The organism is Clostridium algoriphilum (genome assembly GCF_020443705.1).
GTDB classification, from domain to species: domain Bacteria; phylum Bacillota; class Clostridia; order Clostridiales; family Clostridiaceae; genus Clostridium_AD; species Clostridium_AD algoriphilum.
The window spans coordinates 141929-157680 of record NZ_JAIZZK010000003.1 but is presented as its reverse complement, the minus strand read 5'-3'; the positions used below and the strand labels follow the sequence as shown (position 1 = coordinate 157680).

Below are 15752 nucleotides of genomic sequence, written 5' to 3'. Positions count from 1 at the left end.
ATTGCAAATATTATATTTATTAATTACATTTAATACATTTATGTTTGCATTGACATTTAATCCTACATGAGTTACAATTTAAAACAAATAAAATTTAATATATTTCTTATTTAGAGAGGTGGAGGGACTGGCCCTATGAAACCCGACAACCGGTATTCATATTTGAATATAAAGGTGTCAATTCCTGCAGAACATGGTTCTGAGTAATAAGAAAATCAGTTTTTTACATATTGCAATATGGAAAACTGCTTTCTTACCTGAAAGCAGTTTTTTTATATACATATAAATAGTAGTAATTTATTAATAAAAAAGCTAAAATACTTATTAAGCAATAATAAATAAAATTTTAAGAAGGAGTGTTAATATGAAATACATTGTAGTACTAGGAGACGGGATGGCAGATTATCCAATAGCTGAGCTGGATGATAAAACACCGCTTGAGTATGCGAAGACTCCTGCTATGGATTACATGGCAAAGCATGGCACTCAAGGCCTAGTTAAAACTGTGCCTAAGGGTATGCCTGCAGGAAGTGATACGGCAAATATGGCTGTTTTTGGTTATGATCCATTTGTTTATTATAGTGGACGTTCACCCTTTGAAGCAGCTAGCATGGGGGTTCCAATGCTAGATACAGATATTACCTTTAGATGTAATTTGGTAACAGTATCGGATGATGAGCCATATGAAGAAAAGACTATGATAGATCATAGCTCCGATGAGATTACAACTGAGGAGGCAGGGGTATTAATAAAAGCATTAAGTGAATATTTAGGCACTGAGGCTATTAAATTTTATGCTGGCATTAGCTATAGGCATCTTATGATATGGGATAAGGGTCCCTACGAGTGGACGCTTACACCACCTCATGATATTCTAGGACAAAAGGTAAAGGATTATATGCCTAAAGGCCCGGGTAGTGAAATAATTGAGGAAATGACAAAGAAAAGTTATAAATTTTTATCTGAGCATGATATAAATAAAAAGAGAGTAGCAAGGGGACTTAAACCAGCCAATTCAATTTGGGTTTGGGGTGAAGGAAAAAAGCCACTTCTATCTAGCTTTTATGAAAAATACAACTTAAAAGGATCAGTAATTTCTGCAGTTGATTTAATAAAAGGGATAGGGATGTGTGCAGGGATGGATGTTATTGAGGTAGAAGGTGCTACTGGAAATATTCATACAAATTTTAAAGGTAAAGCAAAAGCAGCCCTTGATGAAATGGCAAAGGGTAACGATTTTGTATATATTCATGTTGAAGCACCGGATGAATGTGGTCATAGATATGAGGTAGAAAACAAATATAAGGCTATAGAACTTATAGACGACCAAATAATTAAGGTTATTAAAGACGAAATGGAAAGAATAGGTGAAGATTATAGAATGATAATACTTCCAGATCATCCTACACCACTATCTCTTAGAACGCATACAAGTGAGCCAGTTCCATTTTTAATTTATCAAAGTAATAGTGAAAAGGACAACTTAAAAGGTGCTTATAATGAAATTACAGCTAAAGAGGCAGGACTATATTTCCCAGAGGGATATAAGCTAATGGATTATTTTATAAAAGGCGATAAATAAAAGGAAATATATAAAATGTGATAGATAGGAGGAATAATATTATGAAACAAATATATTATAAGAGTACAAGGGGAAATGAACGACAGGTAAAATCTGCGGAAGCTATTGCAAGAGGATTAAGTGAGGATGGAGGACTTTTTGTACCTACATCAATACCAAAATTAACTATAGGGCTCGAAGAATTAGGACATATGAATTATAAAGAATTAGCGTTTACTATAATGAAAGAATTCCTAACTGATTATGATGATAAAGATTTATTAGAATCTATAGATAAAGCATATGACGAGAAGTTTGATTCGAAAGTTATTGCACCACTTGTAAAACATGGCGATGCATATTTTTTAGAATTATATCATGGACCAACTTTAGCATTTAAAGATATGGCTTTATCAATATTACCTTATCTTTTAAAAAATGCAGTAAAAAAATTAAACATAGATAAAGAAATGGTTATTCTGACTGCAACATCTGGTGATACAGGCAAAGCGGCACTAGAAGGTTTTGCAAACGTCGAAGGCACAAAAATAATAGTCTTTTTTCCACAGGAGGGTGTTAGCGAGATTCAAAAAAGACAGATGTTAACGCAAGCTGGGGATAATACTTATGTAATTGGAATTGAAGGAAACTTTGATGATGCACAGAATGGAGTTAAGCAGATGCTTACTGATGAGAGTCTTCTTAAGTCACTAGATAAAAACAATAAAATGTTTTCCTCAGCTAATTCAATAAATATAGGAAGACTAATACCTCAGGTTGTATATTATTTTTATGCATATGCTCAGCTTTGTAAGATGGGAGATATTAAAATAGGAGATGAAATAAACTTCTGTGTTCCTACTGGTAATTTTGGCGACATATTAGCAGGATATTATGCAAAGAAAATGGGATTACCAATTAAAAAACTAATATGTGCATCTAATCAAAATAAGGTGTTATATGATTTCATAAAGACAGGCGTATATGATAGAGTTAGAGATTTTGTAATTACTATGTCACCTTCTATGGATATATTAATTTCAAGTAACCTTGAAAGACTCCTATATGCTATAAGCGGTGAAGATTCAAATAAAATAAAAGGACTTATGGATAAGCTAAAAAAAGATGGGAAATATGAGATTGACGATAACATGAAAAAGGAACTAAAGGACTTTTTTGGAGGTTATGCAACTGAAGAGGATACTGCAAAGGCAATAACTAATGTTTATAAAACCACTAATTACGTAATTGATACTCACACTGCAGTATCATATGCTGTATATCAAAAATACTTAGAAGAAACAAAGGATACTACAAAGACAGTTATTGTGTCCACTGCGAGTCCATATAAATTTACACCAGATGTTATGAAATCAATAGACAAGAAATATGCTGGGTTAAATGATTTCGAACTAATAAAAGAACTTAGTAAAATAACAAAGGTCGATATTCCAGCAGGTATAAAAGATCTAGAAACAAGACCTGTTCTTCATAAAACAGTATGCAAAAAGAATGAAATGCAAATACAAATTGAAAAAATTCTTAACATATAAATAGGATACTTAACATATATTTAGGATTACTCTATTATATAATAGAATCAATCTAGTATATAATGGAGTCTATTAAATTTTAAAACGAATCTAAAAAGCACTATGAATGGTGTTTTTATATAAAGATTTAGGAAAGGAGAAATTAGCATGGAAAAGGTGAAAATAGCAATTTTAGGTTTTGGAAATGTTGGAACAGGCGTATGGAAAATACTCCTGGAAAATAAAAAAGAAATAATGAAACGTTCGAATTATGATATAGAGGTAGCTAAGATACTCGTAAAAGACATAAATAAAGAAAGAGATATTGCATTGCCCAGGGAAGTGCTAACAGATAATATTGATGATATTATAAATGATGAAAGTATAAAAATAGTAGTTGAACTTATTGGTGGACGAGGCGAGGCTAAGGAATATATGATAAGGGCAATGAAAGCTAAAAAACATATTGTAACTGCTAACAAATTAGTGATTGCAAACTGGGGCAAAGAGTTATTTAGAATAGCGAAAGAGGAAAATGCATTATTTTATTATGAGGCAAGTGTGGCTGGTGGAATTCCAATAATACGTGAAATAAATGAGAGCCTTACAGCAAATAGAATACAGCAAATAACCGGAATTATAAATGGAACAACTAATTATGTGTTAAGTAAAATGACAATAGATGGTAGTGGTTTTAATGAGGCATTAAAAGAGGCTCAAGAAAAAGGTTATGCTGAAGCAGATCCAACCTCAGATATAGATGGTTATGATGCTGTTTATAAGCTTGCAATAATGGCTTCTCTAGCTTACGGAACAGAGGTAGATCATGATTGTATTTATAGGGAAGGAATAAGAAATATTAGTGATATTGATATACAATATGCAAAACAGTTTGGTTATACAATAAAACTTCTTGCAATAGCAAAGGAAGAAAATAATAAACTAGAACTAAGAGTACATCCAACCTTTATACCGTCGAGTCACCCAATGGCAAACGTAAATGATGCATTTAATGCTATCTTAATAAAAGGTAATGCAGTTGGAGAACTAATGTTATATGGTAAAGGAGCAGGTGCGTTGCCAACTGGTTCCGCTGTTGTAGGTGATATAATATCGATATTAAGAAATAATGTAGCACCAACTGAGGTAAAGGCCGCAAATGCTAAAGTCGATTTTAAAGAAGTGAAAAAATCTAACGATAACGAATCGGAATTTTATATAAGACTCGATTTTAAAGATAAAGCAGGAGTTTTAGGAGATACAGCTGAAATATTTGGTAAAAATAATGTTAGTATTGTATCCATTACTCAAGATGTAGCACATAAGACTCATTCAACATTAGCATTTATTACACATAAAAGTTCAGAAAAGAACATAAATAATTCACTTAAGAAAATAGTAGAACTTGAAAGTGTTAACAAAGTAGAAAGCATAATAAGGATAGAATCATTTAATTAGTTATAAAAACTAATTATTAAAAAACAAATCCGCCTATACATGATATTTTGGTGTTTTACCATATCATTTATAGGAGGATTATATATATACAAAAGCCTAGCTAATTGTTTGCTACCTCACCTTTTGTATTAATAACTATATCATATATTTCAGAAGATCTGTTTCCTTTAAAAGTAACACTATTTTTAAGTTCATTATAACTTACTTTACTAGCAACTATATATAAAGGTCTGTTTTTACTCTCATCAGAAATTCTTCCGATATACTGACCCATAATAGCGAGAAAACAAAACATTATGCCAAACATCATTAAGGTAATTGAAAGAATAAACCCTAAACTTAATATGTTACTTTGATTAACCGTTGAAGTTATAATACTGTAAAGCAACAAACAAGTACCTATAAAACCAGCAAATCCTCCGAAGTATCCAGCTAATATTAATGGTTTGTAAGAAAAGGATGTCAAACCGTCAAAGGCCAAAGTTAACATTTTTTTAAGAGAATATTTTGTTTCACCAGCAAATCTTTCTTGGCGTGTAAACTCTACAAAGGTTTGTTTATAGCCAACCCAACTAACTAAACCTCTTATAAATCTATTCTTTTCTGGCAATGAATTAAGAGCATCGCATACTTTTCTGTCTATTAGTCTAAAATCTCCAGTGTCAACTGGGATATCAATACTTGTTAAACTTCTAAGTATTCTATAAAACGCACTAGCTGAGAATTTCTTGAAAAATGTTTCTCCCTCTCTCTTAGTTCTTTTGCCATATACAACTTCATAACCCTCTTTCCATTTCTTAATCATGTCTAAAATAGCTTCAGGTGGATCTTGAAGATCCGCATCTATTACTATAACTGCATCACCTAAAGCCTCATTCATCCCTGCAGTTATTGCAGCTTGATGTCCAAAGTTTCTTGAGAAATTTAAGAGCTTTATATTCTTATCTTTTCTACATATATTTTCTACTTCATCCCTAGTTGAGTCATGACTTCCGTCATTAACAAATAATATTTCATATGTTTCCATTGAGCTATCCATAACGGATTTTAATCTTTTGTAACTTTCATTTATAACGAGTTCTTCATTATATAAAGGCACTACCACGGAATAAACAATTTCATTACTCATATTTATCATTCCCTTCACTTTTTAATGTTTCTCTATAATTTAAATTATAAGGTCAAATTGTAGCATCAGTATCAAATTAATATGTGAACTTTATGTGATAACACAAAGTTCACAATACTTATATTTTCATATAAGTATTGTTTATTATTAAGTAAAAAGGCTGCCTACGATAGGCAGCCTTTTAAGGTAAGGTAATGAAATTATTTTATAATCTGTTACTTCTTAAAATTAACTTAATCCTACTAACTAATTCTGAAAATAGATACAGTTCCAATAGGTCCACCTAAACCTGCAATTACTATACTAATAGGTCCATTTGAGTTGTTAACAAATCTCAAAGTGTCTCCTGCGGTTGCGGCATAAATTACATTAGAGCCAGTTACTGTTGGATTTGTTACTGTAATAGATATACCAGCAATAAAGGTTGAAGGCAATTTTTGTAAATCGATTTGTATAGCAGTGGTTAAAGGAACTGGAGTAACAGACATTTTCCAGTCGATTACATAAACACCTGTTGTATTAACTGTAAAGAAACCTGTTGCTGGATTATAACTCAAATCAGGTCCTACAATATTTACAGTATCATAAATAATAGTGCCTCCTACAGGAATTGATATTTTATTTGTTGTTATAACTCCATTTGCATACGAATTAAAATTTGGACCAGTTGCTCCGGTTGTACCAGTTCTACCAGTAGCACCAGTAGCACCAGTAGCACCAGTTGCGCCAGTTGCGCCAGTTGCGCCGGTTGCACCAGTTGCTCCGGTTGCACCAGTAGCTCCGGTTGCACCAGTAGCACCGGTTGCACCAGTAGCTCCGGTTGCACCAGTAGCACCGGTTGCACCAGTAGCTCCGGTTGCACCAGTAGCACCAGTTGCACCAGTTGCACCAGTAGCTCCGGTTGCACCAGTAGCACCAGTTGCACCAGTAGCTCCGGTTGCACCAGTAGCACCAGTTGCACCAGTTGCACCAGTAGCTCCGGTTGCACCAGTAGCACCGGTTGCGCCAGTTGCTCCGGTTGCACCAGTAGCGCCAGTAGCTCCGGTTGCACCAGTAGCTCCAGTTCTACCAGTAGCACCAGTTGCTCCGGTTGCGCCAGTTGCACCAGTAGCGCCGGTTGCTCCGGTTCTACCAGTAGCGCCGGTTGCTCCGGTTCTACCAGTAGCGCCGGTTGCTCCGGTTCTACCAGTAGCGCCAGTAGCACCAGTTCGTCCAGTTTTAGTTTTACATATTACACAACAATCGCAAGGAGCGCAACAATCGTGCTTGTCATCACAATCATGTTTTTTGTCACAATCGTGTTTTTTAGGAATGAAATAGAGAGAAGAATCATCTTCTTTGTTTTTACTCAATATAGACACCTTCCTTATTAATTATATTTACTTTATTTAAGTTGCTTTAATTTCTTATTTAAAAGGCTTGTACTTTCTATTTAAAAGGCTTGTACTTTCTATTTAAAGCTTGTACGTTCTATACATAGTATGCGGATGCTTTATTTTTGTTAAACATATATATCAGAAGAATTAGTTGAATTGAAAGAAATATATATTAGTTTTATAACTTTCATTATGGGTGAGTGGTTAACAGACTGAAAAAGTTTATTCTAGCAAGAATTCTACAATAGTTGGAACATGTGTGGACATCACAATTCAAAGCAGAATATAATATAAACCAAAGAAAATAGCCTATATCTTAGTTGTAATATAAGATATAGGTTATATTTATTTTGTATGTTTTATATTATTAGATTTTTTGCAGCTTTATTTCATTAATCAAATGAATTCTAAATGTGCATATTAAATCAATTATTATTACGAATAAAACTATAGAAAGATCAACTATAGAATCAATTGAAGTATTATACAAAAATGGGAAATAGCAAAACAATGATACCAAAGGTATTATTATAGCTACATATAATTTCCTGGGAAAACAAAAGGCATATAGTAGTGAGATTATATCTGCCATAAAGAAATACCTTTCATGCATTCTTGGTAATAAAAAGGGTATTATAACAGCGAACAATAAGGATAATTCTATAACATTTTCATATTTGATGACTTTAATATATCTAAAACTTACATAGATAATACTAAGTACAACCACAAGAGTAAACATTATTCCTATATTACCTATAAGAGTTGTATTGCTGAAAAAGCTACTAGTGAACCATTGATATATTGAGGGTGCATTGTAAGTTAAATTTGTATACTCACTGGATTGATTAAGATAAGTAAGTAAAATATCTTTTAGAGGTCTACCTACAATTAGACTAGGAATACTTAAAAATAAGTAGGTAATAGGGATAAGTAGTAGATGATATATCTTAATCCTATTTTTAAATAACAGAATTGCAAACAATGGCAATATAAATATTGCTTGTAGTTTAAAAGATAATGCTACTCCATAAAATATTATTGAAGTAATTGGCTTTTCACGTAGAATATAATAGATAGAGCCGATAACAAAGGAAGTATATATTATATCGCATTGAGCCCATACAGACCCATTAAATATAACTGTTGGAATTATAAGAAGAATTCCAAAAGATAGATACCCTATCTTTTCATTCTTATATTTCATATTAACAATTTTCATTATATAAAAAGCAACCATTATTTCAAACACAAAAGATATCATTTTTATATAGAATAACTTGTTTATATCCGTATAAGTACCCAGTGTTAATAAATATAAATAGGGCTGAGTGTAATCACCCATTGAATTTTTTAAGGCACTAAAGCCACCGCCGGTTTTTATACTATCAAACCATCTACTTAAGAAGGCGTTATAGTCCTGACTTGTAGTGGGCAAACCATGAATTCTAACAACAAATGCAAGCCATATGATAGCAGCTAGTATAACAAATTTTTTTAAAAATCTTTTATTTTTATTCATAAATCTCCTCCAACTTAGTTTTCTGCTTTTTTGGAATCTCCACTTGGAGGGCTTCCTTGAGGTTTAGTACCAGCATTTCGTTGGAACTCACCTTGTGGTTTATTACCATCTTTGTTTTGCAAATTACCTTGTGATGGTCCTCTATTTACATTTGAGGATGAATTAGTACTTATTGTATTGTTTGAGGTATACTGATATGCATATAAAAGCGTACCCATTAAAATTGAGAGAGTAACCATAACAGTTAAGATCGAAGTTAATATGTTTTTACTTTTTTTCATGCATGCATCCCCATCTTTCTTGCTCCTTTAAACTTTTTTTAATACAAGCAGATTCTATCCTGTTGGAATAGAATCTGCTTTTGTATTACACTTAATTATTATTTTGTAGTATCAGCACCTTTTAAATCATATAATGCTCCTGAGCTTTGTCCACCCATTGATTTATTAGCTGAAGTTGACGCTGTACTAGTTGATTTTTTATTAGTTGTAGTAGTTGACTTACTTGTTGTAGTAGAGTCTTTCCATTCACTCTCTTTTACAAGTGTACCGACCTTTTTAGCCCATGTCATGATATCGTTACTTGAGCTGCCACCTTGGCCACCTCCTACCATTACATATCTAACTTCTCCTTTTTTAACTAAAGCTTTGAACTGAGCGAGTGTTATTGCTTTATCAGTTCCGAAAAAGCCCCAAGTCATTACAGACTCATTAGTATTGAGTATTATATTTGTTGCATCACCATTTGTTGAGGATGTTACAAGTAGATATTTTTCAGTCGTTTTATTACTTTGTAAGAATTTTATTAACTTTGAACTACTGCTACTACTGTTAGAAGAACCCATTGATGAAGCTCCCTTTTGTGAGCTAGATAATAAACTTAATCCAGCAGAAGGGAAGGTTCCATTCACAGCTTTAAACATTGTAGTACCAGACCAAACTAGAGGGGTTATTAAAAGCCCTGTTAAAGCTGTACCTATTAATATTTTCTTAAGCATAGTATTTTCATTCTTCATTAATTTAAGAACAATGAGTATGATTGACGATACAAAACATAAAACTCCCATTGCAATCATTAAGTATTTTGTTATAGTTGAGGTTTTGTAAAAATAAGATAAAACCAGTAATTGAACCAATCCATCTACAAGGAGAGATACTGGTAAAATCCAAGATTTCCACCCTGAGTCTTTATAAAGTGACCACATAGAAACAATTCCGATCCCAGCGAGAGCTGCAATTGGTGGAGCAAGCATAGTTAAATAATAAGGATGAAATAAACCTGTTGTGAAACTAAAATATATAAATTCAGGTATTAACCACATTGACCATAAGATTAATGCTTGTTTTCTTTTGGTATTGAAAGCAGGTTTAAGTTTTTCCTTAAGTGAAGCTGCTATAAATCCTAAAACGGCAATTGGTAATAACCAAATTATTTGATCAGACATACCATTATTAGAGAATAACCTTGTAATGCTAGATTTTTCACTACCTCCCATGGAAGAGCCACCACCGCCCCAAAAATTTCCACCTTGAGTTTGACCACCTTTACCCATGCTACCTGTTGGAGGGGTGCCACCTTGACCAGTACCTGTAGGGGGAGTACCTCCCTGCATTCCTTTACTAGAACTTGCATTTGCAGTAGTACCAGTTGGAGGAGTGCCACCTTGCATTTTCTCATTGTTACCACTTTGAGTTTTACTTGCACCACCAGTGGTACTTGTTCCAATTCCAAGTCTTTCGAGTCCATTATGTCCAATTATAAGTTCAAGCTCTGAGTTATTTGTACTACTTCCTACATATGGTCTGTTTGCAGCAGGTATTAAATCTACAACTATTGCCCAAGAGAAGGAAACAACAAGTAAAACAAGTGTTCCGCAAATAAGATGAATTATTCTCTTTTTAAGAGAAACTGCAGTAGATAGGAGATATGTTAAATATATAGCTGGAACAACCATATAAGCTTGAAGCATTTTTATATTAAAACCTACGCCAACAATAACTAAACTTAGTATTAGATATTTAACTTTGCCTTTCTCAGCTGCTATTGAAATAGCCCAGCATGCGAGTAGAAGAGTTAAAACAAGTAAGTTATCACAAGTATTATTTCTACTTACTGCAACGAATATTGGAGTTACTGCAAGAAACAATGCTGAAAGAAGACCAGCCGTAGTTCCAAAAGATCTCTTAACAACTATATATATTACTAAAACGGAGATTACACCTGCAAGGGCCTCAGGAAGAAGAATGCTCCATCCACTAAATCCAAAGATCTTAGCTGAGATTGCCTGAATCCAAAACCCTAGAGGAGGTTTATCGATACTTACAAAGCCAGTTGGGTCAAATGATACGAAAAAGAAATTTTTAAGACTCATAGTCATACTTTTTACACCAGAAGCATAATACAGATTTGAATATCCCTCTATGCCTAAATTAGCGAAATTTAATATTCCGGATAATAGTAGGACTAATGATAATAAAAGCTTTTCTTTTGAAAGTTTTAATTTTTTCATTTTAATTTACTCCTTTTTATAATGAGTATTCACTGTAGTAACAGGTATTCTCATAATTAATTTAGTTGTATTTATTCGTAGACTACCTTATTAAATATCCACAGTTTATAAAATTGAAAAGTCCATGAGTAGTTTTATTTATAAAATTAGTAGAAAAAGTCCGGTTTTTATTAAGTACAAAATTATTACCATTTACCCTCACATTTGTTCACCCCCATTTTATTTCAAGTAAAATCTCACACTTAAACACAGGTGTTTTCGTAATATCTCGATATATAAGATTATAGTCATCAATTGTATTAGTAGTATCAAATAATTGTGTGAGCTTTATGTGATTATGGACAACATAATAAAAGCAATCAACATTTCTGCTGATTGCTTTTATTTATAGGGGGTATCTAATTAAAAAACTAACTCCAATATCCCTATTTGTAACCTCTATTTCTCCATTATAATAATTTACAATTTTCTTGCAAATGGCAAGGCCGAGGCCAAATTTTCCGGTTTTATCTTTATAGAAATTATCAAAAATATGAGATAGATGTTCTTCAGGAATATTAGGACCATCGTTATAAATCCCAATTACTGCAAAAGCACCTTCTTTTTTAAGAGATATACATATTTTACCATTGGCATATCTAAGGCTATTATCTAATATATTTTCAATAGAAACTTGTATTTTATCCACGTTTCCAACTATAATAGCTTCTTCAATGTCTAAATCCCACTTTATATTGTTATTAATTACTTCAAACCTATTTATAATGTGGGTAAGTAAGCGATGCAAGTTAATTTCTATCTTCTCAAGATTATTTTCTAGAACATAATCAAGAGTATTTAAATATAACATCTGCTTAACCTTTTTTTCCAGGCTTAGAGATTCATCCCTTATTATTTCAGCGTTTTTCTCTACTGATTCCACATATACACCATCAATAATAGCCTCAGCATGACTCATAATTACCATAATTGGTGTTTTTAAATCGTGAGATATGCTTTGTAAAAACATTTTCTCTTCTTCATCTGTGCGTCTTAGTTCCTTTTGCATCAAATTCATTGAATTTGCAAGTCTTCCAATCTCATCATCATTTTTAACATTAATAGGTTTTGTCCAATCTTTATGAGCTATTCTAATAGTACAATTTTCAAGTTCTTTAAGGGGTTTTGAAATATAATTTGCAACTAATTTAGCAGTTAAAAAACCAATTGCTATAAATATAAGTCCTACCCAAAGTACCATGTAAAGCAAACTATTATCTACGATTTCTGGCATATAGGTTATTAAATATGATTTTCCAGAACTTCCATAGTTAATAGAACTTATTATAAATATGAATTTCATATTATTGTATGTCGCTTTAAATTGTTTTTCATAAAGAGTACCCGGCGTAATGTAACTTGACATCCATAGCTTTATATTTGTATCATTTATCTTAAAAGGTGAGTTAAGGTCAGTTTGAGTACTTGGTGGCAACCCATGACTTTTATTTATGTTTACAATTGAAGCGTTATTGTTTTTATCTACATTATATATATAATAATCGCTACCTTTTAAATTCCTTAATTCGTCAAATCTATTAGGCTGGGTAAAATTATTAGTCTTTAATAAAATATCGTGAGATACTTTTAAGTCTTGAGTTTTTGCTTTCTCACTTATGGTTCTAAAAGCAACCAGATAGAAAAATGAGATACTTGAAATTATTATAAGTATAATGACTGTAAAAGTTGTCCATATCCGCATAGTTAATGAGTTGAATTTAAAATTTAATTTTTTCATGATTTGTACACTAGCTTATAACCATAACCGTACACAGTTTCTATTGTGAATTTATCTATCTTTTTACGAAGGCGCCTTATAACATCATCCACAACTCTATCTGAACCAAAGTAATCATCGCCCCATACTGTGTCTAATATCTGTTCTCTAGACACTAGATTGTTTTTGTTTTCGATAAAGTAATAGAGTAGTTCAAATTCTTTTTTAGTTAAAATAACCTCTATATCTCCTATAAAAATTGTTCTTTGTTTCTTGCTAATGCGATATCCGCCCATGTTTAGATTATCATCGATTTGCGTTACATCGTCTCTATTTGCACCATATATTCTCTCTAGAAGTTTATTAGTTCTTATAATAAGTTCTCTAGGTAAAAATGGTTTTGATAAATAATCGTCGCTGCCAAGCTCTAGGCCTACCACGCGGTCAAGTTCTTCGTTTCTTGCAGACATAAAAATGACAGGTGTATTTTTATTATGAGCTTTAACAGCTTTAATAATTTCATAGCCATCGATGTCTGGAAGCATTATGTCGAGTATCCATAAATCTGGCATATCCTCAATTCTTGCTACTGCAGAATTACCATTTGAGAAGGTAGTTACTTCATAACCTTCACGTTGTAGGTATTTCTCAAGCAAAAGATTTAAACTTATTTCATCCTCAACAAGATATATTTTCTTTGACAAGTAGATCACCCCTGATTTTTTAAGCACTAAGTCCTATAATTTATAAAGATAATTTAATTATGTTACATATAATACCTATTAAATTATATTCTATCACATAATTCTCGAAACATTTCTAATTATTTATGTAAAGATTATGTGATTTATAATAAAAAACGACATAAGATCATCTAAAGTATATACCTTAATGATAATATAATTAATTAAACCAATTAGAGATGTAAAAGCTTAATTCATTCAAATTTATTACCTCTGAATAAATTCTTTTAACAATTATTTATTTAATATAACATTACTTACCAAATTATAGTGTGAAATATATATATAGTTTATTATATTATGTAATAGAATTTAATCAAAAGGAGGTACAAATGAAAAAAATATTTAAGAATTATAAATCAACGATTATTCTTTTATGTTCCGTAATAATTGGAGGTGTAGTTGGTAGTATTATGGGACCAAGATCTTCTGTACTAGAACCTTTTGGGAAATTATTTATAAATCTAATGTTTATGATTTTAGTCCCATTAGTATTTTTCAGCGTTTCATCAGCCATGGCAAATATAAGTGGAATGAAAAGACTAGGTAAAATCATGGGTAGTATTATGTTAGTATTTTTATCTACAGCACTTATAGCTGCTATTATTGGAACAGTGGGTGCTCTTATTATGAAGCCGACTAATGGTCTTCATATAGATATGTTTAAAAGCTTAATGAAGAATGCCATAGAAACTCAAACTAGTGAAAAAGTTTCTTTTCTAAATCAACTTGTAAATACATTTACTGTTTCAGATTTTGTTGATTTGCTTTCAAGAAAAAACATGTTACAACTTGTTATATTTTCAATTATCTTTGGTATCTCTGTTTCTCTTTCTGGTGAAAAGGGAAAACCTCTTGCCAATATACTTGAGGCAGGTTCGGTTACGATGATGAAAGTTGTTAAAATTATAATGTATTATGCACCTATTGGCCTTGGATGTTATTTTGCAGCTATTGTTGGTCAACTTGGCGGCCAAATATTAAATGGTTATTTAAGAATATTTTTATTATATATAATTATTTCGGTTATTTATTATTTTGGATTTTTTAGCCTATATGCATTTATTTCAGGTGGGAAAAATGCTGTAACAGTATTTTGGAAAAATGCTATTACACCCTCAGTCACAGCTCTAGCTACTTGTTCTAGTGCCGCTTGCATACCTGCTAACTTAGACGCTGTTAAGAAAATTGGTGTACCTTATGATATTTCAGAAATAGTAATTCCACTTGGTGCAAATATGCACAAAGATGGATCTGTATTTGGAGGAGTTATGAAAATTACACTCTTAATGGGTTTGTTTGGTAAAGATATGACTAGTTTGTCATCTATACTCGGTATTATAGGCGTTTCATTGCTTGTAGGAGCGGTTATGGGTGCTATTCCGAGTGGGGGAATGATTGGAGAAATGCTAATATTAAGTGTATATGGTTTTTCACCAGAAGTTCTTCCAATTATAGCTGTTGTTAGCGTTATTATTGATGCGCCAGCAACGCTACTTAATTCTACTGGGAATACAGTATGTTCTATGCTTGTAGCTAGACTTGTAGAAGGTAAAAATTGGTTGAAAAGTGATAAAGAGATTATGCCTGATTTAAATATAAAATAATTATATCTAATTTTAGAATTTTATGTGTATAACTATTATAAATATAAAAAAGAGCCTCAGGCTGGATATAATTCCAACAGGAGACTCTTTTGTTTCTAGCAATAAGTAATTAAAACCTTGGCAATGTACTTAATATTTTCTATTTTATATATAGTCAATCATTAGAACAAAGGGGGCTCTATTCTAACGTTTGTTCTATATTTAAATAATAGTATAGAATTGTGTCAATTCAGTGACAAAGATGTGTAGTATTTATTAAGTTTATTTGTTATATAAATAAAAAAATATTTGAAATTTCAAGATTTTTCAATTAAACTTATTAAGTATATGTTTTTAAATATTAATATTTTGAATATAGTATCTTAATAACTAAATAAAGAATAGGAATCTAAAGTATATAATTAATAACATTGACAAAGATTGAATGTAGAAGTATATTAAAAATGCAAATCACTTGATGAATTAATATTGCATTACCACACCTGTATATCAAATGATAACATTTGTGGTTTGTTATTGAATAAATGTTTATATAATAGTGGTATAATAATAAAAACAA

At 31.7% G+C, this 15752-nt stretch carries 11 protein-coding genes and 1 riboswitch; of the genes, 4 read left to right on the top strand and 7 right to left on the bottom strand.

All coding sequences use genetic code 11. From position 1 onward, the window contains the following. Positions 1 to 103: 103 nt before the first annotated feature. A riboswitch (SAM riboswitch) is annotated at positions 104 to 213 on the top strand. A gap of 151 nt (positions 214 to 364) precedes the next feature. The 3 genes from LGK95_RS04375 (at position 365) to LGK95_RS04365 (ending at position 4551) form a co-directional block, all read left to right on the top strand. Further along, entirely contained in the window at positions 365 to 1582 is a 1218-nt protein-coding gene (locus LGK95_RS04375; RefSeq protein WP_226122629.1) for a cofactor-independent phosphoglycerate mutase, read from the top strand. A gap of 41 nt (positions 1583 to 1623) precedes the next feature. After that, positions 1624 to 3114, top strand: a complete 1491-nt coding sequence (gene thrC / locus LGK95_RS04370) for a threonine synthase (RefSeq protein ID WP_226122627.1) — start codon at positions 1624 to 1626, stop codon at positions 3112 to 3114. Between the two features lie 147 nt (positions 3115 to 3261). Continuing rightward, positions 3262 to 4551 carry a homoserine dehydrogenase gene (locus LGK95_RS04365; protein WP_226122619.1) on the top strand — a complete coding sequence of 430 codons (1290 nt, stop codon included), beginning with the start codon at positions 3262 to 3264 and terminating at the stop codon, positions 4549 to 4551. A gap of 100 nt (positions 4552 to 4651) precedes the next feature. Here LGK95_RS04365 and LGK95_RS04360 read toward each other — a convergent pair whose 3' ends face one another. The 7 genes from LGK95_RS04360 to LGK95_RS04330 all read right to left on the bottom strand — a co-directional run bounded on the left by LGK95_RS04360 (position 4652) and on the right by LGK95_RS04330 (position 13547). Then, the gene (locus LGK95_RS04360; RefSeq protein WP_226122618.1) at positions 4652 to 5680 is read right to left on the bottom strand and encodes a glycosyltransferase family 2 protein; all 1029 of its coding nucleotides are present in this window, start codon (positions 5678 to 5680) and stop codon (positions 4652 to 4654) included. Positions 5681 to 5922: 242 nt separating this feature from the next. Further along, a complete protein-coding gene (locus tag LGK95_RS04355) occupies positions 5923 to 7032 on the bottom strand; it encodes a BclA protein (RefSeq protein ID WP_226122616.1) in 1110 nt (369 codons plus the stop codon). Positions 7033 to 7423: 391 nt separating this feature from the next. Beyond that, complete coding sequence (locus LGK95_RS04350) at positions 7424 to 8578, bottom strand: hypothetical protein (RefSeq protein ID WP_226122614.1); 1155 nt, start codon at positions 8576 to 8578, stop codon at positions 7424 to 7426. A gap of 14 nt (positions 8579 to 8592) precedes the next feature. Next, positions 8593 to 8859 (bottom strand): hypothetical protein, encoded by a 267-nt coding sequence (locus LGK95_RS04345; RefSeq protein WP_226122612.1) that lies wholly within the window; start codon positions 8857 to 8859, stop codon positions 8593 to 8595. A gap of 98 nt (positions 8860 to 8957) precedes the next feature. Further along, positions 8958 to 11087, bottom strand: a complete 2130-nt coding sequence (locus LGK95_RS04340) for a glycosyltransferase family 39 protein (protein WP_226122610.1) — start codon at positions 11085 to 11087, stop codon at positions 8958 to 8960. Between the two features lie 385 nt (positions 11088 to 11472). Then, the gene (locus LGK95_RS04335) at positions 11473 to 12864 is read right to left on the bottom strand and encodes a HAMP domain-containing sensor histidine kinase (RefSeq protein ID WP_226122609.1); all 1392 of its coding nucleotides are present in this window, start codon (positions 12862 to 12864) and stop codon (positions 11473 to 11475) included. Beyond that, on the bottom strand, positions 12861 to 13547 hold the full coding sequence (locus tag LGK95_RS04330) for a response regulator transcription factor (protein ID WP_226122607.1): 687 nt from the start codon (positions 13545 to 13547) through the stop codon (positions 12861 to 12863). The genes LGK95_RS04335 and LGK95_RS04330 overlap by 4 nt, the downstream gene beginning before the upstream one ends. A gap of 371 nt (positions 13548 to 13918) precedes the next feature. Between LGK95_RS04330 and LGK95_RS04325 the strand changes: the two genes are divergently transcribed. After that, positions 13919 to 15193: a dicarboxylate/amino acid:cation symporter gene (locus LGK95_RS04325; protein ID WP_226122605.1), complete on the top strand. Its 1275-nt coding sequence runs from the start codon at positions 13919 to 13921 to the stop codon at positions 15191 to 15193. The last annotated feature ends 559 nt before the right edge of the window (positions 15194 to 15752 follow it).

Bases quoted from the DNA above. Each gene is read 5' to 3' on its own strand.
- LGK95_RS04335 (WP_226122609.1), bottom strand. From the start codon at position 12,864: ATGAAAAAATTAAATTTTAAATTCAACTCATTAACTATGCGGATATGG.
- LGK95_RS04350 (WP_226122614.1), bottom strand. From the start codon at position 8,578: ATGAATAAAAATAAAAGATTTTTAAAAAAATTTGTTATACTAGCTGCT.
- LGK95_RS04360 (WP_226122618.1), bottom strand. From the start codon at position 5,680: ATGAGTAATGAAATTGTTTATTCCGTGGTAGTGCCTTTATATAATGAA.
- LGK95_RS04325 (WP_226122605.1), top strand. From the start codon at position 13,919: ATGAAAAAAATATTTAAGAATTATAAATCAACGATTATTCTTTTATGT.
- LGK95_RS04375 (WP_226122629.1), top strand. From the start codon at position 365: ATGAAATACATTGTAGTACTAGGAGACGGGATGGCAGATTATCCAATA.
- thrC (WP_226122627.1), top strand. From the start codon at position 1,624: ATGAAACAAATATATTATAAGAGTACAAGGGGAAATGAACGACAGGTA.
- LGK95_RS04340 (WP_226122610.1), bottom strand. From the start codon at position 11,087: ATGAAAAAATTAAAACTTTCAAAAGAAAAGCTTTTATTATCATTAGTC.
- LGK95_RS04345 (WP_226122612.1), bottom strand. From the start codon at position 8,859: ATGAAAAAAAGTAAAAACATATTAACTTCGATCTTAACTGTTATGGTT.
- LGK95_RS04365 (WP_226122619.1), top strand. From the start codon at position 3,262: ATGGAAAAGGTGAAAATAGCAATTTTAGGTTTTGGAAATGTTGGAACA.